The sequence below is a fragment of the Nonomuraea solani genome (assembly GCF_900108335.1).
GTDB classification, from domain to species: Bacteria; Actinomycetota; Actinomycetes; order Streptosporangiales; family Streptosporangiaceae; genus Nonomuraea; species Nonomuraea solani.
In genome coordinates, this window is the sequence record NZ_FNVT01000016.1 from 219722 (window position 1) to 241113 (window position 21392).

The following is a 21392-nucleotide window of genomic DNA, read 5'->3' on the forward strand; positions in this document are numbered from 1 at the left end:
CTAATGTTCAAACGGCTCCCCGGTGACGAGGCACGCAACCTCGTCACCACCACCCCAGACACCGCCGTCGTCTTCCAACCGGCCGTCGTCCGCACTCCCGCCCTCATCACACTCGTCATCTACCTCTACCGCTTCCTCGTCGCCCTGGTCCGAACCTTCTGGCAGCACCCCGTAGCGACGACCGTGCCTGCTGTCCTCGGGCTCACCTGGTACCAGTACGGGTGGCCACTCGCCGTCTCCCTGCTCGGCACAATCACGCTGAGCCTGGCCGCCTGGGCGTTCATTGGCCGGCCCTCATTCGCTCGCCTCGTCGGCTGGCGACTGCTGGCCTGGTGGCGGCTGATGTCGGTCTACCGCCGCCACTGGCAATCCGTCATGGACGTCTCCGGCCTCGGCAGGCGCGTCCATGGCCGCCATTACCTGCCCCGGATCGTCCGCGTCCAGTGCGACGACTGGGCCGACCGGATCACCGTCCGCATGCTGCGAGGCCAGGCGGTCAAGGATTGGTCCGACCGCATCGACAACCTGGCCCATGGCTTCGGCGTCACCTCGTGTCGCGTGGCGCTGGTCAAAGGCGGGCGGCTGCTGCTCATCTTCCCGCGCCATGATCCGCTGGCCTCGCCGATCCCCGCACTGCCCGTCCCCGACGAGCCGACCGTGGGACCAGTCGAGATCGGCAAGCAGGAGGACGGCCGACCGCTCCGGCTCAAGGTGCACGGCACCCACGTTCTGATCGCGGGCGCGACCGGGGCAGGCAAGGGCTCGTTCCTGTGGGACACCATCCGCGGGCTACTCCCAGCGATGCGGGCGGGCCTGGCCGAAGTCTGGGCGCTGGACCCCAAGCTGATGGAACTGTCCTTCGGGCGCGAGCTGTTCCAAGGCCGCTACGCCGCCGATCCCGCCGACTGCGCCGACCTGCTCGACGAGGCGGTCAGCGTCATGCAGAAGCGCGCGACCCGCTTTGCCGGTCTTCAGCGCTCGCACGTCCCGACCGTCGATGATCCGTTCGTCCTGGTGCTGGTGGACGAGGTGGCGTTTCTGACCGCCTACCAGCCCGACCGGCAACTCCGGCAACGCATCTCCGCCGCCCTGGCCACCCTCGTCACCCAAGGCCGATCGGTCGGCGTTGGCGTCATGGCCGCCCTCCAGGACCCCCGCAAAGAGGTCATGAACATCCGCAACCTCTTCCCCGACAAGATCGCCCTCAGACTCGACGAATCCGAACAGGTGGACATGGCCCTCGGCGACGGCGCACGCGACCGGGGCGCACTCGCCGACCACATCTCACCCATCCCCGAGCAAGGGGCCGGCGTCGCCTACATGCGCCTGGAAACCTCCCCCGAACCCATCCGCGTCCGCACCGCCTACGTCTCCGACACGGACATCCGCGCCATGGTCACCCAGTTCGGGGAGGCCGCATGACACTCGCCCACTTCCTCCACGGGCTGCGCTGCGCCTCCTGCGGCACGCTCAACGCCCTCTGGCTCGACCTGATCCGCGCCCTGGTCGAGTGCCACCAGTGCGGCCAGACCGCGCTAACCCTCACCGACACCGACGAAGGGAGGTCCCTATGACCCATGCGCAAGACCGGGCACTACCCCGAGCGGTACGCCTGGCCATGCCGATGGCCCGCGACGTCGTCGAAGAGGTCGCCAAGCTCCACGGCGTGTGCATCCGGCCCGTCCCGCTCAAACGGCTCGACACCCACACCGGCCAGTGGGAGATCATCGACGTCCCGTGCGGCTCCCCGATGGACAGCAAGTGCCCGCCGTGCGCCAAGCGCAACAAGCAACTACGCAAAGCCCAGTGCCGCGAAGGCTGGCACCTCGACGCCGAACCCACCATCACCCCCGACGAACCCAACGAGGAACAGCGCTGGCTCGTGGAGTTCCGCGCCGACATCCAAGGCCAGCGCGACGAAGCCGAAAAGGCCAGCGGCGACACTACCGACTTGGACGCGGTCATCGAGGGTCTGGACGAGGAGATCAACGCGGCAGGCATGCGCGGCAACGTGCTCGGCCGTACGACCACCAAGCGCCCCCGCTCGACCAAACGGCGACAGGACGCACCGGACCTGCCCAAGCGCAAGATGGCACACACCACACTGGGCAGGACCTTCCAGGCCCCGGACGGCAAGACCTACCGGCCCTCGCTGTTCGTCACGCTCACCTTGCCCTCGTACGGCAAGATCCGTGACGGCGCGCCCGTTGATCCGGACACCTACGACTACGCGAGGGCGGCTCGCGACGCACTGCACTTCTCCAAGCTGGTCGATCGCTTCGTGCAGAACCTACGCCGCGTAGCAGGCTTCGACGTGCAGTACTTCGCCACCGTGGAGCCGCAGAAACGGCTTGCCCCGCATCTGCACATGGCCATCCGTGGAACGCTCCCGCGTGCGGAGATGAAGCAGATCGCGGCGGCCACCTATCACCAGGTCTGGTGGCCCTCCGTCGATCACGTGGCCTTCGAGGGCGAGCACTTGCCGGTCTGGCAGGAAGGGGCCGGCTACCTCGACCCCGACACCGGCGAGATGCTGCCCACCTTGGACGAAGCCCTCGACGGCCAAAGCCCAACGCGACCACGCGGCCCGTTTCGCCGATGCCCTGCGCTACGAACCCTGCTCACCGGCCTGCCCGAACTGGCTCCGTTACGGCATCCAGCCCAAGGGCGCCAAAGCCGGGATGGCTCCCGGCCGCTGCCGCTCCAAGGCACACAAGCCCGAACACCTCGGCTACGCGGGCCGCCGCGTCCTGGTCTCCCGCAAGTGGTCCAACAAGACCCTCACCGAGCACAAGCAGGACCGCCGCACCTGGGTCTTGGAAGCCCTCGGAAAGGCCAACGAGCCCGTAGACCCGCACCGGTACGTCTGGCGCCCTGTTCCAGCCGGAGACGCCAACGTGCCCTCCCTGACCTCACGCCTCCTGCGATCCGTCCGTGATCGGCAACGCTGGCGCACCCACATGGCCGAACTCCAAGCCAGAGCAGACGGTCAAGATCTTTCGGCAACGGAAGGGAGGGCGGCATGAGCGGGGCATCCAAGCGCCCCGTTGACCGTCTTCTCACTGTCACCGAAGTAGCGGAACGGCTCAGCACCAGTGAGCGGTTCCCCCGGCGTCTCATCGAAGAACGCCGGATCACCTTCGTCCGCATAGGGCGCAAGGTTCGCATCCCCGAATCCGCGCTCAACGACTTCATCGCGGCGGGACTCGTCCACCCCATCTCCACCCGCACATGGAGGGCGGCATGAGTAGGCGTCGATTCGGGCGCGTTCGGAAACTCCCCTCGGGACGATTCCAAGCCAGGTATCCCGGCCCCGACGGCACGGACCGCACCGCGCCACACACCTTCGCGGCCAAGAAGGAAGCAGAGATCTGGCTGACCAAGAAAGAGGCCGAACTACTGGCCGGCGATTGGCTGAACCCGGACCTCGGAAAGGTCAGCTTCAAGGAGTACGGCGGAACCTGGATCGACGAGCGTCCGGGTCTGCGTCCCAAGACGGTCCAGCTCTATGAGGACCTTCTCCGTATCCACCTCGTCCCGACTTTCGGCAACTGCTCCGTAAGCGAGATCAAGGTCGCGAACATCCGCAAGTGGCGCAAGCCACTTCTGGACAACGGCGTCGGACCGGTCACCGTCGCCAAGGCGTACCGGCTCCTGAAGGCCATCTTCAACACGGCCGTGGAGGACGGACTGATCAAAGTCAACCCGTGCACGATCAAGAAGGCGGGCAAGGAGGACTCGCCCGAGCGACCCGTCCTGACCATGAAGCAGGTCTTCGTCCTGGCCGACGCCATCGAGCCACGATTCCGCATGCTGATCCTGCTCGCCACCTTCGCCAGCCTGCGGTGGGGCGAGCTGGCCGCACTCCAGCGCAAGAACCTCGACGTGGACGCAGGGACGATTCGCGTCGTCGGCACCACGACCGAACTCAAGGACGGCTCGGTGACGATCGGTCCGCCCAAGTCCGAAGCGGGCAAGCGCCTCGTCAGCATCCCCGCGACCCTGCTGCCGGACCTTCGTAAGCACATGGAGACGTACGCCGAGAAGGGCGAGCACGGACACGTCTTCATCGGCCCCAAGGGCGCCAGGCTCCGACGCGCGAACTTCACCCGCGTCTGGGCGGCAGCACTCAAGAAAGCCAAGCTCAGCGGCTTCCACTTCCATGATCTCCGCCACACCGGGAACACCCTCGCGGCGCAGTCCGGCGCGACTCTCCGGGACCTGATGACCCGCATGGGCCACTCGTCCACCCGAGCCGCGCTGATCTACCAGCACACCGCGATGGAGCGCGACAGGGCCATCGCCGACGCTCTCGGCAAGCTCGCCGAGGAAGCCCTGAAGCCGGAAGAGCCGGACCCAGACGAGCAAGATCCAGACGGATCGGGCACGTAACGGGCACGGAAGATCGAGAACGTCCCTGAAAACAATCAAAGCCAGGTCGGAAATCCATCCCTGACCTGGCTTTTCAGTCTGAGAGCGGGTGACGGGAATCGAACCCGCGCTGTCAGCTTGGGAAGCTGATGTTCTGCCATTGAACTACACCCGCGTACGACCCGAAGTCGCCTCCCCACTGTAGCGGAAACTTGGCGCACTTCAGCAATCCCAGCCCCACACACTTCCGCCCCGACCGGTAAGTTGGCTCACCGTGTTGCTATCCGACCGTGACATCCTTGCTGAGATCGACGCCGGCCGACTTGGCATCGATCCCTTTCATCCAGAGATGATCCAGCCCTCCAGCATCGACGTACGGCTTGACCGGTTCTTTCGGGTGTTCGAGAACCACCGCTACCCGCACATCGATCCCAGTGAGGAGCAGCCGGATCTCACGCGGTTGGTGGAGCCCAGCGGGGACGAGCCGTTCATCCTGCATCCGGGTGAGTTCGTGCTGGCCTCCACCTACGAGGTCGTCAGCCTGCCCGACGATCTGGCCTCGCGGCTGGAGGGGAAGAGTTCGCTGGGGCGGCTCGGGCTGCTGACGCATTCGACGGCCGGGTTCATCGATCCGGGGTTCAGTGGGCACGTGACGTTGGAGTTGTCCAACGTGGCGACGTTGCCGATCAAGCTCTGGCCGGGGATGAAGATCGGGCAGTTGTGCGTGTTCAGGCTCAGCAGCCCCTCCGAGCACCCGTACGGCTCCAGCAAGTACGGCTCCCGCTACCAGGGCCAGCGCGGCCCCACCCCGTCGAGGTCGTTCCGGAACTTCCACCGGACGAAAATCTGAATTAGATGAACATCAGGTGAACAACCGGCGTACAAACGGGTGAACGGGACGCTACGGACGACCGTTCACCAGAGCCGGCGGGCAGCGGCGGCGATGGCGCGAACTGCGAAAACGTAGGGCGAGCAGCAAAAAGGCGACTAAAAGTACGCGCTTCTGCGGTGTCGCACAACATACGCCGGGTAGCGAGTAGGCGAAGGGAACATGAAGTTCGCATTTCGCCTGGTAGGCCATACCCTCTTCCACGGACCATCCCCGCACATCTGGAGAACGACGTGCGCCTGCGTCTCACGCCACGTGAGGACAGCTACTACGACCTGTTCGCCGACTCCGCGAACAACCTGGTCACGGCATCCCGTCTGCTGGTAGAGATCATCAGCGAAGGCTCGGACAGGGAAGCCCTGGCCGAGAAGATGCGCGCCTGCGAGCACGCCGGCGACGAACGCACCCATGCGATCATGAACCGGCTCAACGAGAGCTTCATCACGCCCTTCGACCGTGAGGACATCTATCGCCTCGCGTCCAACCTCGACGACGTGATGGACGCCATGGAGGCCGCCTCCGACCTCATCGTCCTGTACCAGATCGACCACCTCCCCAAGGACGTCGTCCGGCAGGTCGAGGTGCTGGAGCGGGCAGCCGAGCTGACCGCCGAGGCCATGCCGCGCCTGCGGTCGATGAAGAACCTCAACGAGTACTGGATCGAGGTCAACCGGCTGGAGAACCAGGGCGACCAGGTCTACCGGAGGCTGCTGGCCAAGCTGTTCAGCGGTGAGTACGACGCACTCACCGTCATGAAGATGAAGGAGGTCGTCGACGCCCTCGAAGAGGCGGCCGACGCCTTCGAGCACGTGGCCAACACCGTCGAGTCGATCGCGGTCAAGGAAAGCTAGGCCCTGGTGGACCTCACGCTCGGCCTCGTCATCGGTGTGGTCGTCATCGCCCTGATCTTCGACTACACCAACGGGTTCCACGACGCGGCGAACGCCATCGCCACCTCTGTCTCGACCCGGGCTCTAACCCCGAGAGCCGCGTTGTTCATGGCCGCGGCCATGAACTTCATCGGCGCCCATCTGGGCACCCAGGTCGCCCAGACGGTCGGCAGCGGCATCATCGACGCTCCGAAGGGTTCGCACGGCCTGGTCGTCGTGGCCGCAGGACTCATCGGCGCGATCACCTGGAACCTGATCACCTGGTATTTCGGCCTGCCCTCCTCCTCCAGCCACGCCCTCATCGGTGGCCTGGTGGGCTCCGCGCTGGCCTCGGCCAGCCTGGTGCACTGGGACGGCGTGGTCGCCAAGGTCGTCATCCCGATGATCCTGTCGCCGCTGATCGGATTCAGCCTCGCGGCAGCGATCATGATCGCAATATATTGGATCTTCCGCAACAGCCAGCCGGGCAAGACCAACCGCGGCTTCCGCTACGCGCAGACCGTCTCGGCCGCCGCCATGGCGCTCGGGCACGGCCTGCAGGACGCGCAGAAGACGATGGGCGTGATCTTCCTGGCCCTCACCGTCGGTGGCTTCGCGGCCCCGGAGGATCCGATCCCGCAGTGGGTCATCCTCGCCGCGGCGGGGGCGATCTCGCTGGGGACGTACGCGGGCGGGTGGCGCATCATGCGTACGCTCGGACGGCGCATCATCGCGCTCGACCCCCCGCAGGGCTTCGCCGCGGAGACGGCGGCCGCCACCGTGCTGTACGGGGCGGCCATCGGATTCGGGGCGCCCATCTCCACCACGCACACGATCACCACGGCGATCATGGGCGTGGGCGCCACCAAGCGGCTCAGCGCCGTGCGGTGGGGGGTCGCGGGGAACATCATCACCGCGTGGATCCTGACCATCCCGGCCGCCGCGCTGGTGGCCGCCGTCTCCTATTTCATCCTGCACGCCATCGTCGAATAGCCCGGCGAAGCACATCGTCGAACAACCCGGCGAAGCACTATGCGGGCGCGTACATCACGTCCACGTCCCACCGGTTGAAGCCGAGGGACTCGTACAGCCTGATCGCCGCCGTGTTGGTCTCGTCCACGTACAGCATCGCCTGGGCGAGACCACGCGAGCGCAGGTGACCCAGCCCGGCCAGGGTGAGGGATTTGCCCAGGCCGGTGCCCTGCTGGGAGGGGTCGACGCCGACGACGTACACCTCCCCGAGCGGTTCGTGCCCGTGGTCGGTGGAGCCGTGGATCTTCGTCCAGTGGAAGCCGACGAGCCGGTCGTCCCGGATCGCCAGGAAGAAGCCGTCGGCGTCGAACCACGGCTCCTGCTCGCGGCGCAGCAGGTCGTCCATCGTCCACGCGCCCTGCTCCGGGTGGTGGGCGAAGGCGGCGGCGTTGACCTTGAGCCAGGCCTCCTCGTCCCGGCCGGGCACGAACGTGCGCAGGCTCACCCCCTCCGGCAGCGCGTGGGCCGTCAGCGGCGCGAACAGGGAGCGGCGCATCTGCCAGAGCGAGCGCACCCGTTCGAAGCCGAACGAGTCCGCGAGCGCGCCCGCCCCCGCGTGGTCGCCGTGGGCCCACAGCCGTGGCCGGCCGCCCGTCTGGTCCATGACCGCGCTCAGCAGGCGCGCGCCGTGCCCGTGGCGGCGGTGGGCCGGGTGGATGACCAGTTCGACGCTCGGGCCCTCGACCTCGTCGGTGGGATCGACGTGGGCGTACCCCACCACGGTGTCCTCCGCGTACAGCAACAGGGACCTGGCCTGGGGATCGCCGCCGTAACGGAGGTGCAGCATCACGTGCTCATTGAGCGGACGGACGCCGTCGGCCTCCGTCGCCGCCTCCACGACGCCGAGCACGTCGGCGATCTCCCCGTCATCGAGCCGTTCGCGAACTTTCACGTGAGCACTCACGGAACGAACTCTAGGCGGCCAACTGGCAAATAACGCCATGTGACGGCCCCGCAAATCGTTACCTTTGCGACATTGGTTGCATAGATTGCCGCCGTAACGTCTTGGGCCATGACGTCTCGTTCCCTCCTCCGGCTGGCGCTGGCCGGAGCCGTCGCCTCGGGTGCGGTCATGCTCGCCACCCTCCCGGCGGACGCGAGCAAGGCAGCCCCCAGGATGCTTCCCGTACGGCTGCTCGCGCTCAATGACTTCCACGGCAACCTCGAACCTCCGACCGGGTCCTCCGGCCGCATGGTCGACGAGCACGGCAACACGGTCGACGCCGGTGGCGCCGCCTATGTCGCCACGCACATGAAGGCCCTGGCCGACAAGAACACCATCGCCGTGGCCCAGGGCGACCTCATCGGCGCCACCCCGCTGATCTCGGCCGCCTACCACGACGAGCCGTCGATCGAGTTCATGGACAAGCTGGGGCTCAAGGTGGCCGCGGTGGGCAACCACGAGTTCGACGAGGGCTACGCCGAGCTGCGCCGGATCATGAAGGGCGGCTGCCACCCGGTGGACGGCTGCTCGCCCGCCGGCGAGTGGAAGGGCGCCAAGTTCGACTACGTGGGCGCGAACGTGCTGTTCAAGAGCCCCGACGCGAAGACCGACGCGCTCGACGCCCTCAGCGGCGCCGACACGGCCCGGGTCAGGGAGGCGCTGGCCGACTGGGGCGTGCCCGCGCTGCCGCCGGTCAGCGTCAAGGTGATGAACGGCGTGCCGATCGGCTTCATCGGCCTCGTCACGCAGACCACGCCGAGCATCGTCACGAGCGAGGGGATCAAGGACCTCAAGTTCGTGGACGAGGTGAAGGCCGCGAACCTGGCCTCCAAGCTGCTCAAGATCGTCGGCGTGAAGGCCCAGGTCGTGCTGATGCACGAGGGCGACCAGGTGACCACGGGCCAGTCCCCTGACGCCTGCAGCGCCATCCCCGGGGCGGGCAACCGCATCGCCACGCAGGTGGACGCCGAGGTGGACCTCATCCTCAGCGGCCACTCGCACCAGGCGTACCTGTGCAAGGTCAAGGACCCGGCCGGCAACGACCGCGTGTACTCCCAGGGCGGCTCGTTCGGGCGCGTGATCACGCAGGTCGACATGAAGGTGAACGGCGCGACCCGCGACATCGACCGCGCCTCGGTCGTGGCGGACAACCACGTCGTGACCCGGACGGTCACCCCGGATGCCGAAATTTCAACGTTCGTGCAGACGTGGAAGGACCGCGTCGCCCCTGTCGCCAACAGGGCGGTCGGTACGATCAGCGCCGACATCACGAACACCGCCGCGCCCTCCGGCGAGTCGCCCCTCGGTGACTTCATCGCCGACGCCCAGCTCGCCGCGACCAAGACCGGCGGCAACGCCCAGATCGCGCTGATGAACCCGGGCGGCGTACGAGGCCCGCTGACCTACGCGAGCTCCCCGGCGAACGAGGGCAACGGCGTCGTCACCTACGGCGAGGCGTTCACCGTGCAGCCGTTCAACAACCTGATGCAGGTCGTCACGCTGACCGGCGCCCAGCTCAAGACGGTGCTGGAGCAGCAGTTCACCGGCGGCCCCAACAACCAGGCGTTCACCAAGATCCTGCAGCCCTCGGCGAACTTCACCTACACCTACAGCCGCGGCGCCGCCTGGGGCTCGAAGGTGTCGGACATGAAGATCGACGGGGTCGCGGTGACGGACACGCAGTCGATCAGGGTCGCGGCCAACAACTTCCTGGTGGGCGGCGGCGACGCCTTCCTCGCCTTCCGGGACGGCACCGACCTGTGGAGCGGGCCGCTGGACATCGACGCCTTCGTCGATCACCTCGGCAGGAACAACCCCATCGCCCCGCCCGCGACCAACCGCATCAACGCCATCTCATAGCAGTCAGAAGCGGGCCTCACGGCAAGAGGCCCGCTTCGCTCATTTCCACACCAGCCACTTGCGCTCGATCTCGGCCTGCAGATCCACCCCGTGATGGCGGGCCATGAGCACCACCTGGCACAGCACGTCGGCCAGCTCCGCCCGGAAGTTGACGTCGAGCTCCTCCTCGCTGTGGCCCTTGGTCCTGGCCCGGCCGGTACGCATGAGGAACGCCTGGGTCAGCTCGCCGATCTCCTCCTGGAGCTTGAGCAGGAACCAGGTGTCGTCCCGCTCGATCCCGAGACGGCGGGCATATCGGTCGGAGATGGATTCGACCTCGTCGGAGAGCTGGCTCAGGTCCATGCCGCCGAGTCTAGGCAGAGGCGGTCAGCCTTCTCCGTACAACGGCAGAACGGCCACGAACCGCGCTCCCGGCGCGTGATCGGCGATGGTGAGGCTGCCGCAGTGGGCCGCGGCGATCTCCCGGGAGAGCGGGAGCCCGAGGCCGCTGCCGCCCTTCTCCTTGATCCGGGCGCTCTCCAGACGGGTGAATCGTTCGAAGACCCGTTCCCGGTCCTCCGGCGGGATCCCGTCGCCGTCGTCGGTCACCGTCACCACCACCCGGTCCCCCACGATGGCCACCTCCAGGTCGACGCCGGTGGCGGCGTGCCGGGTGGCGTTGTCGAGCAGGTTCGTCAGGAGGCGGTCGAGCTGCATGGGCGAGCCCATGACGGGGGCCGGCTCGCACCGGCCGACGCGGATGGGCACGCGGGCGTGCTCGCGGCGGCGTACCTGCTCTTCGGCCAGGCGGCACAGGTCCACCACGCGGCGGTGCTCCATGAGGGCGCCCGCGTCGAGCTTGGCCAGCATGAGCAGCTCGTCGATGATGTCGGTGAGGCGTTCGGTGGCGGCCAGGGAGCGCGCGCCCGTGAGGGCCCAGTCGGTCTCGTCCGGGTAGGTGGTGGCGACCTCTAGCTGGGCGCGCAGGGCGGAGATGGGGCTGCGCAGCTCGTGCGAGGCGTCGGCGACGAAGCGGCGCTGGGTCTCGGCGGAACGTTCCAGGCGGTCGAGGGTGTCGTTGGTGGTGGTGGCCAGGCCGGTGATCTCGTCGCCGGTATCGGGCACGGGGACGCGGCGGCTGAGGTCCTGGCCGGTGATCTCGGCCAGCTCGGCGCGGATGCGCTCCACCGGGCGCAGGGCGAACCCGACCGCCATCCACGTGCTGGCTCCGACGATCAGCAGCACGAGCGGGGTGCCGATGAAGACCAGGATGTAGATCCACTTGAGCGCCCGGTCCACGTCGGCGAGGGAGGCGGCCCCGTAGACGGTGGCGGAGCCGCCGGGGGTCCGCACCATCATGGCCATGACCAGATAGTGGGCGCGGGGTTCGTCGTCGTTGCGGGTCAGTTCGAGCTCGGTGGAGTAGACGGTCTCGAAGCGAGATGGCCGGAAGCCGGTGATGCGCGCGTCCTCGGGGAAGTCGTGGCTGCTCGCGAGCACCTTGCCGTCCGCGGAGACGACCCGCAGGAGCCGGACGCGCGACGGGGTCTCCAGGACGTCGGGCAGCCGGCCCGTACGAGCCTCGCCCGCGACCCGGCGCACGGCCAGTTCCACCCTGGCGTGGACGAGGCCGTGCAGGTTGTCCGGGATGGTGGCGAGCGTGAGCGCGGCCGTACCGGTGAAAACGACCGCGGCCACCAGGACCGACACGGTGGTCAGACGGGCCCGGATCGAGTGCGGAAACAGCCGTGACGCCAACGCCATCCCATTCCACCCCCCGTACGTGACATTTACCCGGTAGAAAGGCTCGCGATCATTCCCGGGCGGTACGAACGAGGTCGTAGAGCGCGGCGCCCAGGGCGATGAGGACGGACACCAGCACCACGACCAGCCCGTGCCGGAAGGCCGTGGACCAGCCCTGGCCCAGCGACCCGAAGAACGTCGTGCCCGTCGCCGCGATCCCGATGGCCGAGCCAAGCCGCTGCCCCGTCTGCAGCACCCCGGCCGCGCTCCCGCCGCCCTCCGGCGGCACCTCGGACAGCGTGATCGCCTGGTTCGGCGAGATGACCAGGCCGCTGCCCATGCCCGCCACCAGCAGCGGCAGCGCGGTCGCGAGACCGACCCCCTGCCCGGGCACCAGCACGGTGGCGCCCATCGTGGCGAGCAGCCCGGCGATCACCATGGTCAGCCCGACGGCCACCAGCCGCCGCCCGGCCCGCGACACCAGTCGCCCGCCGACCACGGAGGCCGAGGCCGAGCCGAGCGCGAACGGGGTGATCGCCAGGCCCGCCATCAGCGCACTGTAGTGGTGCCCGCTCTGCAGGTAGAGGGTGAAGATGAAGAAGATCCCGGTGAAGCCGGCGAAGTAGAACAGCGCGATGGCCGTGCCCAGGCTGTAGGAGCGCTTGCGGAACAACGTCAGGTCCACCAGCGCCTCACGCGGGTAGTGGCGCTCCCAGGCCACGAACCCGGCCAGCACCAGCAGCGCGGCCGGGACGAGCAGCCACTTGGCCTGGCTCTCCCACTGGTGCCGCTGGATGAAGGGCAGCAGCAGCCCGGCCACGCCGACACCCAGCAGCAGGACGCCCACCAGGTCCATGCTCTCGCGGCGCCGTTCGGCCGATCGTGGCAGCAGCCGCGCGGCCAGCGGGAGCAGCGCGATGCCGATGGGCACGTTGACCAGGAACACCCAGCGCCAGCCGTGCTCGGGGCCGGTCAGGGTCACCAGCGCGCCGCCGATGAGCGGGCCCGCGGCCGTGGACACGCCGATGGTGGCGCCGAGGGCGCCGAAGGCGCGGCCCCGTTCGTACCCCTGGAACATCTGCTGGATCAGGCCCGAGACCTGCGGGTTGAGCATGCCGGCCGCCAGGCCCTGGATCAGCCGGGCCACGATCAGGACGTGCATGTTCCCGGCGAAGCCGCAGGCGGCGCTGGAAAGGGTGAACAGGACCACGCCCCACATGAAGATCGTCCGGCGGCTCCTGGCGTCCCCCAGGCGACCGGCCGGGACCAGGAGGAGGCCGAACGTGAGCGCGTAGCCGGACAGCGTCCACTGCAGGCCGTCCTCGGTCGCGCCCAGGCCGTCGCGGATGGAGGGCAGCGCCACGTTGACGATGCTCACGTCCAGCCCGGTCATGAACGCCGCCACCAGGCACACGCCCAGTGCGCGTTTGCGCGTGTCCGATCCGGACGCTCCCATCATGCGGCATGATTCCCCCGCCAATCTTGAAATATCGCCCGCCGATGATTTCTTTGCGGAAGACGGGTAACGTCCGATCATGGACACGATGGCCGTCGAGCAGAACGGCATCAACGCGGTCCCCGAAGCCGAGCGCCACGGCCGCCCGAGGGATCTGTTCTGGCCCTGGGCGGGCTCCAACCTCTCGCTGTTCGGTGTCGCGTTCGGCGTCTACATCGTCGGGCTCGGCCTGGGAGTGGTGCCCGCGATCATCACGGGAGCCATCGGGTACGCGCTCTCGTTCCTCCTCGTCGGCCTCGTCGCGATCGGCGGCGCCCGGTCCGGCGTGCCGACGATGACGCTGGGCCGGGCGCCGTTCGGTTACCAGGGCAACAAGCTGCCCGCCGTGCTGTCGTACGTGTCCAACGTCGGCTGGGAGATCGTCCTCGTCACGCTCTCCGCGCAGAGCGGCGCGGCCATCCTCGCCCGGCTGGCTCCCGGCCTGCCCGCCACCACGGCCACCGCCGTGTGCTTCGCCGTCGCCGCCGTGGTGGTGATCGCGGTCGGCGTGTACGGCCACGCGATGATCATGGTCGTCCAGCGCTACCTGACGTACACGTTCGTCGTCCTGACGGTCGTCTACATGGTCCTGATGGCCCCGAAGCTCGGCGGCTCGCTGCAGACCACGGCCGGCCCGGGCGGCTGGCTCGGCGGGATCATCTTCGCCATGACCCTGCTCGGCCTGGGCTGGGTCAACTGCGGCGCCGACTACTCCCGCTACCTGCCGGTGAGCTCCCCGCCCCGATCGGTCGCCCTGTGGACGGCGCTCGGGGGCGCGCTGCCACCGATGGTGCTGCTGGTCTTCGGCGTGCTGCTGGCCGGCGGCGATCCCAAGCTGGCCGAGGCGGCGGGCGCCGACCCGGTGGCGGCGCTGGCCGGGGCGCTGCCGACCTGGTTCCTGCTGCCATATCTGCTGACCTCCATCGGCGGCTTCCTGGCCGGCGCGATCATGGACATCTACTCGTCGGGGCTGTCGATGCTGGCGCTGGGGGTGCCGATCAGGCGGCACTACGCGGTGCTGATCGACGGGCTGCTCATGGTGCTCGGCGGCTATTACCTGCTGTTCGTCTCGACCAGTTTCCTCTACACGTTCCAGGCGTTCCTGGCGATCGTCGGCGTGGTGATGGCCGCCTGGGTCGCGATCTTCCTGGTGGACATGTGGCGGCTGCGGGCCGGCGGCCGGGACTACGACGAGCGGCTGCTGCGGCCGGGAGCGCCCGCGCTGCGCTGGCAGGGCGTGGTGTCGCTGGTCGTGGCGTCGGTCGTCGGGCTCGGGCTGATCACCTCGCTCGATCCGAACATCGCCAAGGTCGTCGGCTTCCTGATGGGCGACGCGCTGGAGAAGAGCACGTTCGGGCAGGCCAACATCGGCGTGGTCATCGCGCTCGTGCTGGCCGGCCTGCTGTATTTCGTGCTCGGGGGCCGCCGCCGCGCCTGAGTTGTTACCCTTGGTAATTGATGATGGACATTCCGTTGCGGCTGCTGCGGTTGGCCGTGCACGTCACCGCCTGCGTGGTGCTGCTGATCGCCGTGATCACCGCGCTGCGCGCGGACCGCGTCCCCGAGGCCGCCGGGGGCCTGCTGCTCATCCTGCTCTACACCGCCGGCCCGGCGGTCGAGCATCGGCCCCTCCACGTCCGCGTGTGGCTGGGGCTGGTGACCGCCGGGTGGGTGGTGCTGGCCATGACGGCGCCCGCGTTCGTGTGGCTGGCCTTCCCGCTGCTGTTCGCCTACCTGCACGCGTTGCCGCTGTGGGGGGCGATGTTCGGCGTGGCGGTGCTGACGTCGGCGGCGATCTTCGCGGCGGCCTGGCACGCGGGCGAGCTGACCGTGCCGCTGCTGGTCGGGCCCGGTCTCGCGGCGGCCGTCATGACGCTGCTGGCGCTCGCGTGCAAGGAGCTGCGTGCCGCGACCGATCCTTAGGCGGTCACGATCGAGAAGTCCGGCACCGGCCGGTCCAGCACCGCGACCAGCCGCCGCAGCACCGCCGTGTCGCCCTCCCGGTGCACGGCCTCGACGCCCTTGCCCGCCAGCAGGCCGGCGAGCTGGGCCTTGGTCAGCCGCAGCGTCAGGTCGGCCGTCTCATCGGCCGGGTTCGCCTGCTGGATGAGCGCGCCGTTGGACAGCGTCGTCCGGTGGCGCTCGCCCAGGTCGGTCAGGTGCCAGTCGATGGTCAGGCGCTCGTGCCAGGCCCGCGGCCCGTTCACCCGGATGGCGAGCGAGTCGAAGATCTGCTCCACGGTCAGCGCGGCGAAGAAGTCCGGCGAGGCGGTCTCGACGGTGGCGGGCACGATGCCGTCGGCCAGCTCCAGCGCGCCCATGAGATAGCAGTTGCGCCAGGTGGCGTTCTCGGCGCCGTGACCGAGCCGGGTGTAGACCTCGGCCAGCAGGTCGCGGGCCTCCTTGTTGCCCTCGTCGGCGAAGACGGCGTGGTTGAGGAGCTGGGCGGCGAAGCGCAGGTCGTTCTCGTCGATGTAGCGCCTGGCGAACGCGACCACGGCCGAGCCGCCGCCCAGGCATTCGACGTACCGGACGGCGCTCTCGCGCGGCGGGTGCTCCCACAGGTGGGCGGGGTTGCCGTCGAACCAGCCCAGATAGCGCTGGTAGACGGCCTTGACGTGGTGACCGGCCGCGCCGGCGTAGCCGTGGGTGTGCCAGGACTGCTCCAGCTCGGGCGGCAGGTGCAGGGCCTCGGCGATCTCGGGGCCCGTCAGGCCCCTGTTGAGCAGGCGCAGGGTCTGGTCGTGCAGGTAGGCGTAGAGGTCGCGCTGCCGTCCGAGAAGGTCCTCGACGCGGTCGCGGCCCCAGGTGGGCCAGTGGTGCGCGGCGAAGGCGACGTCGGCGGTGTACCGGGCGAGGGTCTCGGTCAGGCTGCGCGACCAGGCGCGGGCGTCGCGGACGGCGGCGCCGCGCAGGGGCAGGGCGTCGTGCTGGGTGTGGGTGGCGTGGTCGGCCAGGCACAGGGCGCGGTGGCCGGGCAGCAGCACGTTCATGCCGGTGTCCGGGGTGAGCTGGAAGATCATCCGGATCCCGTCGAGCGTCTCCTCCTGGCCGGTACGCGCGATCTCGGCGGTGGGCGGGATCAGCGACAGGGTGCCCGTCGAGACGGTCATGCCCATGCCGGCGCCGATCTGGCCCTCGGGCGAGCGGGACAGGGCGGGGCCGTACATGTAGACGGCGCGGCGGGTCATGGCCGGGCCCGCGTAGACGTTCTCGGTGACCGCGTGCTCCATGAACCCGGCCGGGGCCAGGATCGGCACGCCGCCGCCGGTCACACCGCGCACGCCGCCGAAGTGGTCCGGCCGGGCGCCCGTGTAGAGGACGCCGGTGACCGGGCGGTCGCCCCGGTGGGCGCGGTAGAGCCGGAGCGCGGCGGTGGCGCACTCGATGGAGGCGAGCGGGTCGATCACGACGACGCCGTGCTCGCCCTCGACCAGCGTCATGTTCGACAGGTCCAGGCCGCGCACCTGGTAGACGCCGTCGGTGACCTCGTACAGGCCCTGTCTGGCGCAGAGCTCGCCCTGCCGCCAGAGGCTGGGATGGGCCGTGGCGGGGCAGTCGCGCTGGAGGAAGTCGTAGGAGTCGTTGTCCCAGACGACCCTGCCGTCCGCCGCCGTGATCACGGCCGGGCTGAGCCTGGCGATGAAACCGCGGTCGGCGTCCGCGAAATCGGCCGTGTCGTGAAATGGAAGGTCTGCCATATTCAGCCGCATGCCCTGGATTCAGCACAAATAGCTCAATAAACACCCCTATTAGCATGAATCTCGGGCAATAAGGACAGTAGCCAGAAGCAGGTTTCCGTGGCCCGCCACAACACCGGCAGCCGGATCCGCTCGTTCGGTGCGTGGATCCGGTCGTCGGGAAGCGTGAACCCCATCAGCACGACGGGCGCGCCCAGGACCCGCTGCAGGTGCCCGATCGCGGGGATCGATCCGCCGGAGCGCGGGTGGTTCGGTGAGCCATGTGCCAGAGGCGGAAGCAGCGGCACGTCATTTGATCGATATTCTGCTCCGAAGGGGCGAGCCACCTGACGGGGGTGGGGTCCTACTGGATCTGACGGTGGGCGACACGCGATGCGTCATCACGTGCGATGTGGGTGCTCCCGCTGTGCTGACGCCGCGCGAGGCGGAGATCGCCCGGATGGTCGGCAAGGGGTTCACGAATAAAGAGATCGCCAAGGTGCTGGAGATCAGCACCTGGACCGTGGCCACGCATCTGCGGCGCATCTTCTCCAAGCTGGAGGTCTCGACCAGGGCCGCGATGGTGGCCCGCCTCCTGGAGACCAAGCCGGTCGAGGAGCCCGACCTCGCCATGTGATTGTCTTGCTCCTCATGGAAGCCTGCGTGTTCGATCTCGACGGTGTGCTGGTGGACTCCGAGCCGGTGTGGGAGGAGGTCCGGCGCGCCTTCGTGGCCGAGCACGGGGGCACCTGGCAGCCGGACACCCAGTCCAGGCTCATGGGCATGAGCACTGGTGAATGGGCCGCGTACCTGCACGAGCTCGGTGTGGAGATGGCGCCCGACGACATCGCGCGCGGGGTCGTGGACCAGATGGCCGCGCGCTACCAGGACGGGGTGCCGCTGATGCCCGGGTCCGTGGCGGCGGTGCGGCGGCTGGCCGGGCGGCTCACGCTGGGCCTGGCCAGTTCGTCACCACGGCGGCTGATCGACGTGGCACTGGCCGCGGCCGGGCTGACGGAGTGCTTCACGGCCACGGTCTCGACCGAGGAGGTGCCGCGGGGCAAGCCGGCGCCCGACGGCTACCTGGAGGCGGCCGGGCGCATCCGGGTGGCTCCCGGGGAGTGCGTGGCGGTGGAGGATTCGAGCAACGGCCTGCGGTCGGCGCACGCGGCCGGCATGCGGGTGATCGCGGTGCCGCACCCCCGCTACCCGCCCGCGCCCGACGCGCTCGCCCTGGCCTGGCGCGTACTGCCCGACCTGGACGCTCTCACTCCCGCGTCGCTGCTCACGTGAGACGTCGGGGGGGTCGCTCTCGTGCTGGGCGGCCCCCGATCGCTACGATTACGGAATCGTGCGAGACATCACGGTTTTCAGCGGCAGTGCACATCCTGAACTGGCCGCGGAGATCTGCGCCCAGCTGGGCACGCCACTCCATCCCGTCCAGGTTCACCGCTTCGCCAACGACGTGCTCGAAGTGCAGTTGCAGGCCAACTGCCGGGAGCGCGACGTGTTCCTCATCCAGCCGCTCGTGCCGCCCGTACAGGAGCATCTGGTCGAGTTGCTGCTCATGCTCGACGCCGCCCGCGGCGCGTCCGCGGCCAGGACCACCGTCGTGATGCCCCATTACGCTTTCGCCCGGTCGGACAAGAAAGACGCGCCGCGCATCTCCATCGGCGCGCGACTGGTGGCCGACCTGATGGTGACGGCGGGCGCCAACCGGGTGCTGGCCATGACGCTGCACTCTCCGCAGGTGCACGGCTTCTTCAGCGTCCCGGTCGACCATCTGCACGCACTGCGCGAGCTGGCCGCGCACTTCCGCCGGTACGACCTGTCCAACACCGTCGTCGTCTCCCCCGACCTCGGCAACGCCAAGGAGGCCGCCCACTTCGCCCGCCTGCTCGGCACCGGGGTCGCGATGGGCGCCAAGCAGCGCTTCAGCGACGACCGGGTGGTGATCAGCTCGGTGATCGGCGACGTGGCCGGCAAGGACGTGATCGTCCTGGACGACGAGATCGCCAAGGGCAGCACGGTCATCGAGCTGCTCGACCGGCTGCGCGAGCAGGGCGTCAGGTCCGTACGGGTGGCGTGCACGCACGGCCTGTTCGCGGGCGGGGCGATCGAGCGGCTGAGCGCGCTGCCCGAGGTCGAGGAGATCGTCTGCACCAACACCGTCCCGCCGCCCAAACCCAGCGACAAGCTGACCGTGCTGTCGATCGCCCCCGCCATGGCCGAGGCCATGCGCCGCATCCACGACGGGGAGTCGGTGAGCGCCCTGTTCAGCGCGCCCTGATCGGGTCACGCGTGGGCCGGGACGGGACGCCGGGATACCCGGCCGGCGAGCGGGGCGAAGGAGATGAGCAGCAGGATGGCGCCGACCGGCATGAGGTCCTTCTCGATGAACGGCACCACGCAGTCGAGCAGCACCAGGACCGGCGTCCAGGCCCTGACGCGACGCTGGGCGGCGAGCTGGGTGACGAGCGCGACCTGGCCGACGAAGAAGAGCAGCGGACCGCCCTCGTAGATCGCCAGTGAGACGCCGGGAACGGCCTTGACCTGATCGAAGAGGACGCCCATCCCGGCGTTGTCGGCGGCCATGAAACCGACCGCGATGTCGATGCCAAACTGCGCGAGCAGCGCGAGGACGCCGGCGATGCCGAGCCCTGTCCACACCGTGGACAGGGTGTTCCGGCCGGCCATCCGGCGCATCTGCACGAATGTCGAGGCGAACAGGACCAGGGCCGCCATGAAGGCGAGGTGCCCGGTGGTCCAGGCGAGGCCGGGGCCCCGGGCGCCGTCGAGACCGTCGAGGATGCGGATCACTCCGTAGGCCAGGACGAGCAGCGGGGCGGCGATGAAGGCGAGGCGGGGGTTCACTTCTGAGGCTCCTCAAGGGGGTTGGGATGCCTCAATCCTGGTTTTGCGCAGCCCGGAAGTAATCGCCGGGGAGAGCGATCCTGGGTCTCCCTCTTACGAGTGAGTCTTGAGCAGCGCCGCGCACCAGGCGAAGTGACCGTCACCGCCGTCCGAAGAGAACAGGTCGTAGGTGGTCAGGGCGTAGGCCGTCTGGTAGAGGGCCAGCGTTTCCGGTGGGTGGTGCAGCTCGGTGGCGAAGAGGTGGGTGAGGGTGGCGACGTGTTCACCGGCGTACGGGCCGTACATGTCGTAGATGGCGGCCGTGACGGCGGCCTCGAACGCGGGATCGCCGGCGGTGGTGAAGAAGCCGAAGTCGAGGACGGCGACGGGGTGGCCGGCGTCGTCGACGTGGATGTTGGGCGCTACGAGATCCCCGTGGACGACGGTGACGGCGGTGCCGGGCAGCGCCCTGAGCGCCCGGACGGTTTCCGCGACTCTCGCGGACAGGTCCGGGACGTGGGCGGCGAGCAGGTCACCGTGCCGGCGGGTGGCGCGCTCGACGACGGCGGCGAGAGCGTCGGGGAAGCGGGTGTGGCCCTGCCAGAGCGGCCGGTCGTCGCCCTGGACCGTGAGGCGCCGCATGGCCTCGGTGCCCGGAACGGTGGCGAGACCGCGGAGGACGGTGAGGAGCGCGCCGGTCTCCCGGGAGGTCAGCTCGCGTCCGGGCGGCGGGAACGGTGACCCGGTCAGCTCCCGCTCATAGGTGACGACGGTGCCGTCGCGCTCTTCGACCGAAAGAATCTCCGGCGTGGTGGCCACGGTGGGTGAAGTAGCGGAGCCAGTCGGCGGTGTGTCGCGAAGCCTCTGTGATCAGCGCAACCTTTCCAGCGGGCCGTGAATCGATCATAGTTGCCATCATGCACGCAGCGACCGAACGCCTGCTAAGGCATTTTCTCGAAGGAGTGGAACCGGCCGTTCCCCTGGTCGCCCTCTGGGCGCACGGGTCGCTCGCGGCGGGCGACTACCAGCCGGGACGCAGCGATCTCGACCTGATCGCGATCCTCGACTCCCCCGTGACCATGGAGGGGTGGCGGCGGATCAAGGCCGTGCACCGGGGGCTCGGCCTGCCGCTGGCGGGTCAATTGCACTGCTCCTACCTGGCCAGGCAGGAGCTGGACGACCTGGCGGCCGAACACGTGACGTGGGCGCACGAGCGCATCTTCCGCCGCCCGGTCACCGCCGTCACCCGGCGCGAGCTGCACGTGGCGCCGCTGGTCCTTTCCGGGCCGCCGCCCGCGGAGCTGCTGCCGCCGGTGTCGGATGCCCAGCTGACCGCCTTCGTACGCGCCGACCTGCGCGACTACTGGCTGGTCAAGACCAAGGGCCGGCGGCGCTGGCTGCAGGACATCTGGGCGGATCTGGGCCCGCTGACGGTCGCCAGGGCCACGGTGACCCTGGGGGAAGGCCGCATGATCACCAAGCGGGAGGCCCTCGATCTGCTGCCCGGCCTGGGCGCGCCCGAGCAGTTGGTGGCCGACATCGCCGCCCGCCGCTATGGCACGCCGCCCCCGGTCCTGAGCCGGTTCAGGAGGGCTCGGATGGCCCGCGCCTTTGTCAGGTCCGCGATCAGGAAGGCCCTGACCTGATCGGCGGTTACTACCTGAGAAGAATCGAATCA

Annotated in this window: 22 protein-coding genes, 1 tRNA gene and 1 pseudogene; 16 read left to right on the forward strand and 8 right to left on the reverse strand. The window is 69.0% G+C overall.

What is annotated here, in order from left to right; all coding sequences use genetic code 11:
* Positions 1 to 3: 3 nt before the first annotated feature.
* The 6 genes and pseudogenes from C4V41_RS42220 to C4V41_RS42235 all read left to right on the forward strand — a co-directional run bounded on the left by C4V41_RS42220 (position 4) and on the right by C4V41_RS42235 (position 4392).
* A complete protein-coding gene (locus tag C4V41_RS42220; RefSeq protein WP_103961640.1) occupies positions 4 to 1422 on the forward strand; it encodes an FtsK/SpoIIIE domain-containing protein in 1419 nt (472 codons plus the stop codon).
* Positions 1419 to 1574 carry a hypothetical protein gene (locus C4V41_RS62310; RefSeq protein ID WP_160150575.1) on the forward strand — a complete coding sequence of 52 codons (156 nt, stop codon included), beginning with the start codon at positions 1419 to 1421 and terminating at the stop codon, positions 1572 to 1574. The genes C4V41_RS42220 and C4V41_RS62310 overlap by 4 nt, the downstream gene beginning before the upstream one ends.
* Before the next feature lie 50 nt (positions 1575 to 1624).
* Positions 1625 to 2498, forward strand: a pseudogene (locus C4V41_RS65950) (replication initiator); the annotation flags it as partial.
* 105 nt (positions 2499 to 2603) lie between these two features.
* Positions 2604 to 3026 (forward strand): replication initiator, encoded by a 423-nt coding sequence (locus tag C4V41_RS65955; protein WP_327537504.1) that lies wholly within the window; start codon positions 2604 to 2606, stop codon positions 3024 to 3026.
* Positions 3023 to 3247, forward strand: coding sequence for an excisionase family DNA-binding protein (locus C4V41_RS42230; protein WP_103961641.1), 225 nt, complete (start codon positions 3023 to 3025; stop codon positions 3245 to 3247). Before C4V41_RS65955 ends, C4V41_RS42230 begins: the two co-directional genes overlap by 4 nt.
* Positions 3244 to 4392 (forward strand): tyrosine-type recombinase/integrase, encoded by a 1149-nt coding sequence (locus C4V41_RS42235; protein WP_103961642.1) that lies wholly within the window; start codon positions 3244 to 3246, stop codon positions 4390 to 4392. Before C4V41_RS42230 ends, C4V41_RS42235 begins: the two co-directional genes overlap by 4 nt.
* Before the next feature lie 83 nt (positions 4393 to 4475).
* Here the strand turns inward: C4V41_RS42235 and C4V41_RS42240 are convergent.
* Positions 4476 to 4546: transfer RNA gene (locus C4V41_RS42240), tRNA-Gly, on the reverse strand.
* A 99-nt stretch (positions 4547 to 4645) separates the two neighbouring features.
* On the opposite strand from C4V41_RS42240, the gene dcd reads away from it, so the two are divergent.
* The 3 genes from dcd (at position 4646) to C4V41_RS42255 (ending at position 7122) form a co-directional block, all read left to right on the forward strand.
* Complete coding sequence (gene dcd, locus C4V41_RS42245) at positions 4646 to 5221, forward strand: dCTP deaminase (protein ID WP_103961643.1); 576 nt, start codon at positions 4646 to 4648, stop codon at positions 5219 to 5221.
* A 272-nt stretch (positions 5222 to 5493) separates the two neighbouring features.
* The gene (locus tag C4V41_RS42250; protein ID WP_090931583.1) at positions 5494 to 6111 is read left to right on the forward strand and encodes a DUF47 domain-containing protein; all 618 of its coding nucleotides are present in this window, start codon (positions 5494 to 5496) and stop codon (positions 6109 to 6111) included.
* A 6-nt stretch (positions 6112 to 6117) separates the two neighbouring features.
* Positions 6118 to 7122: an inorganic phosphate transporter gene (locus C4V41_RS42255; protein ID WP_103961644.1), complete on the forward strand. Its 1005-nt coding sequence runs from the start codon at positions 6118 to 6120 to the stop codon at positions 7120 to 7122.
* A gap of 37 nt (positions 7123 to 7159) precedes the next feature.
* Here C4V41_RS42255 and mshD read toward each other — a convergent pair whose 3' ends face one another.
* The gene (gene mshD, locus C4V41_RS42260; protein ID WP_235030722.1) at positions 7160 to 8065 is read right to left on the reverse strand and encodes a mycothiol synthase; all 906 of its coding nucleotides are present in this window, start codon (positions 8063 to 8065) and stop codon (positions 7160 to 7162) included.
* A gap of 108 nt (positions 8066 to 8173) precedes the next feature.
* Between mshD and C4V41_RS42265 the strand changes: the two genes are divergently transcribed.
* Positions 8174 to 9964, forward strand: coding sequence for a bifunctional metallophosphatase/5'-nucleotidase (locus C4V41_RS42265; RefSeq protein ID WP_103961646.1), 1791 nt, complete (start codon positions 8174 to 8176; stop codon positions 9962 to 9964).
* A 39-nt stretch (positions 9965 to 10003) separates the two neighbouring features.
* Here the strand turns inward: C4V41_RS42265 and C4V41_RS42270 are convergent, their stop codons facing one another.
* Genes C4V41_RS42270 through C4V41_RS42280 form a run of 3 tightly spaced genes read right to left on the reverse strand, consistent with a single transcriptional unit; the run spans position 10004 to position 13145 of the window.
* The gene (locus tag C4V41_RS42270) at positions 10004 to 10306 is read right to left on the reverse strand and encodes a nucleoside triphosphate pyrophosphohydrolase family protein (protein ID WP_103961647.1); all 303 of its coding nucleotides are present in this window, start codon (positions 10304 to 10306) and stop codon (positions 10004 to 10006) included.
* 24 nt (positions 10307 to 10330) lie between these two features.
* Positions 10331 to 11707, reverse strand: a complete 1377-nt coding sequence (locus C4V41_RS42275; RefSeq protein ID WP_103961648.1) for a sensor histidine kinase — start codon at positions 11705 to 11707, stop codon at positions 10331 to 10333.
* 49 nt (positions 11708 to 11756) lie between these two features.
* Entirely contained in the window at positions 11757 to 13145 is a 1389-nt protein-coding gene (locus C4V41_RS42280) for an MFS transporter (RefSeq protein WP_103961649.1), read from the reverse strand.
* A gap of 76 nt (positions 13146 to 13221) precedes the next feature.
* On the opposite strand from C4V41_RS42280, the gene C4V41_RS42285 reads away from it, so the two are divergent.
* Together C4V41_RS42285 and C4V41_RS42290 are read left to right on the forward strand one after the other, a co-directional pair.
* The gene (locus tag C4V41_RS42285) at positions 13222 to 14619 is read left to right on the forward strand and encodes a purine-cytosine permease family protein (protein WP_103961650.1); all 1398 of its coding nucleotides are present in this window, start codon (positions 13222 to 13224) and stop codon (positions 14617 to 14619) included.
* 20 nt (positions 14620 to 14639) lie between these two features.
* Positions 14640 to 15104 carry a hypothetical protein gene (locus C4V41_RS42290; protein WP_146103996.1) on the forward strand — a complete coding sequence of 155 codons (465 nt, stop codon included), beginning with the start codon at positions 14640 to 14642 and terminating at the stop codon, positions 15102 to 15104.
* On the opposite strand, the gene C4V41_RS42295 is transcribed toward C4V41_RS42290, so the two are convergent.
* A complete protein-coding gene (locus C4V41_RS42295; RefSeq protein ID WP_103961652.1) occupies positions 15101 to 16882 on the reverse strand; it encodes an alkyl/aryl-sulfatase in 1782 nt (593 codons plus the stop codon). The two genes, C4V41_RS42290 and C4V41_RS42295, sit on opposite strands and share 4 nt — an antisense overlap.
* 391 nt (positions 16883 to 17273) lie before the next feature.
* Between C4V41_RS42295 and C4V41_RS63380 the strand changes: the two genes are divergently transcribed.
* From C4V41_RS63380 to C4V41_RS42310, 3 genes are read left to right on the forward strand one after another with little or no spacing between them, the layout of a single operon-like run.
* Positions 17274 to 17498 carry a response regulator transcription factor gene (locus tag C4V41_RS63380; protein ID WP_235030723.1) on the forward strand — a complete coding sequence of 75 codons (225 nt, stop codon included), beginning with the start codon at positions 17274 to 17276 and terminating at the stop codon, positions 17496 to 17498.
* Positions 17495 to 18154 (forward strand): HAD family hydrolase, encoded by a 660-nt coding sequence (locus C4V41_RS42305; RefSeq protein WP_235030724.1) that lies wholly within the window; start codon positions 17495 to 17497, stop codon positions 18152 to 18154. The genes C4V41_RS63380 and C4V41_RS42305 overlap by 4 nt, the downstream gene beginning before the upstream one ends.
* Positions 18155 to 18212: 58 nt before the next feature.
* Entirely contained in the window at positions 18213 to 19151 is a 939-nt protein-coding gene (locus tag C4V41_RS42310; protein ID WP_103961655.1) for a ribose-phosphate diphosphokinase, read from the forward strand.
* A gap of 5 nt (positions 19152 to 19156) precedes the next feature.
* Here the strand turns inward: C4V41_RS42310 and C4V41_RS42315 are convergent, their stop codons facing one another.
* Both C4V41_RS42315 and C4V41_RS42320 read right to left on the reverse strand, forming a co-directional pair.
* A complete protein-coding gene (locus C4V41_RS42315) occupies positions 19157 to 19735 on the reverse strand; it encodes a hypothetical protein (RefSeq protein WP_103961656.1) in 579 nt (192 codons plus the stop codon).
* A gap of 93 nt (positions 19736 to 19828) precedes the next feature.
* The gene (locus tag C4V41_RS42320; RefSeq protein WP_103961657.1) at positions 19829 to 20533 is read right to left on the reverse strand and encodes a phosphotransferase family protein; all 705 of its coding nucleotides are present in this window, start codon (positions 20531 to 20533) and stop codon (positions 19829 to 19831) included.
* Between the two features lie 98 nt (positions 20534 to 20631).
* On the opposite strand from C4V41_RS42320, the gene C4V41_RS42325 reads away from it, so the two are divergent.
* Positions 20632 to 21360 (forward strand): nucleotidyltransferase domain-containing protein, encoded by a 729-nt coding sequence (locus C4V41_RS42325; protein WP_103961658.1) that lies wholly within the window; start codon positions 20632 to 20634, stop codon positions 21358 to 21360.
* The last annotated feature ends 32 nt before the right edge of the window (positions 21361 to 21392 follow it).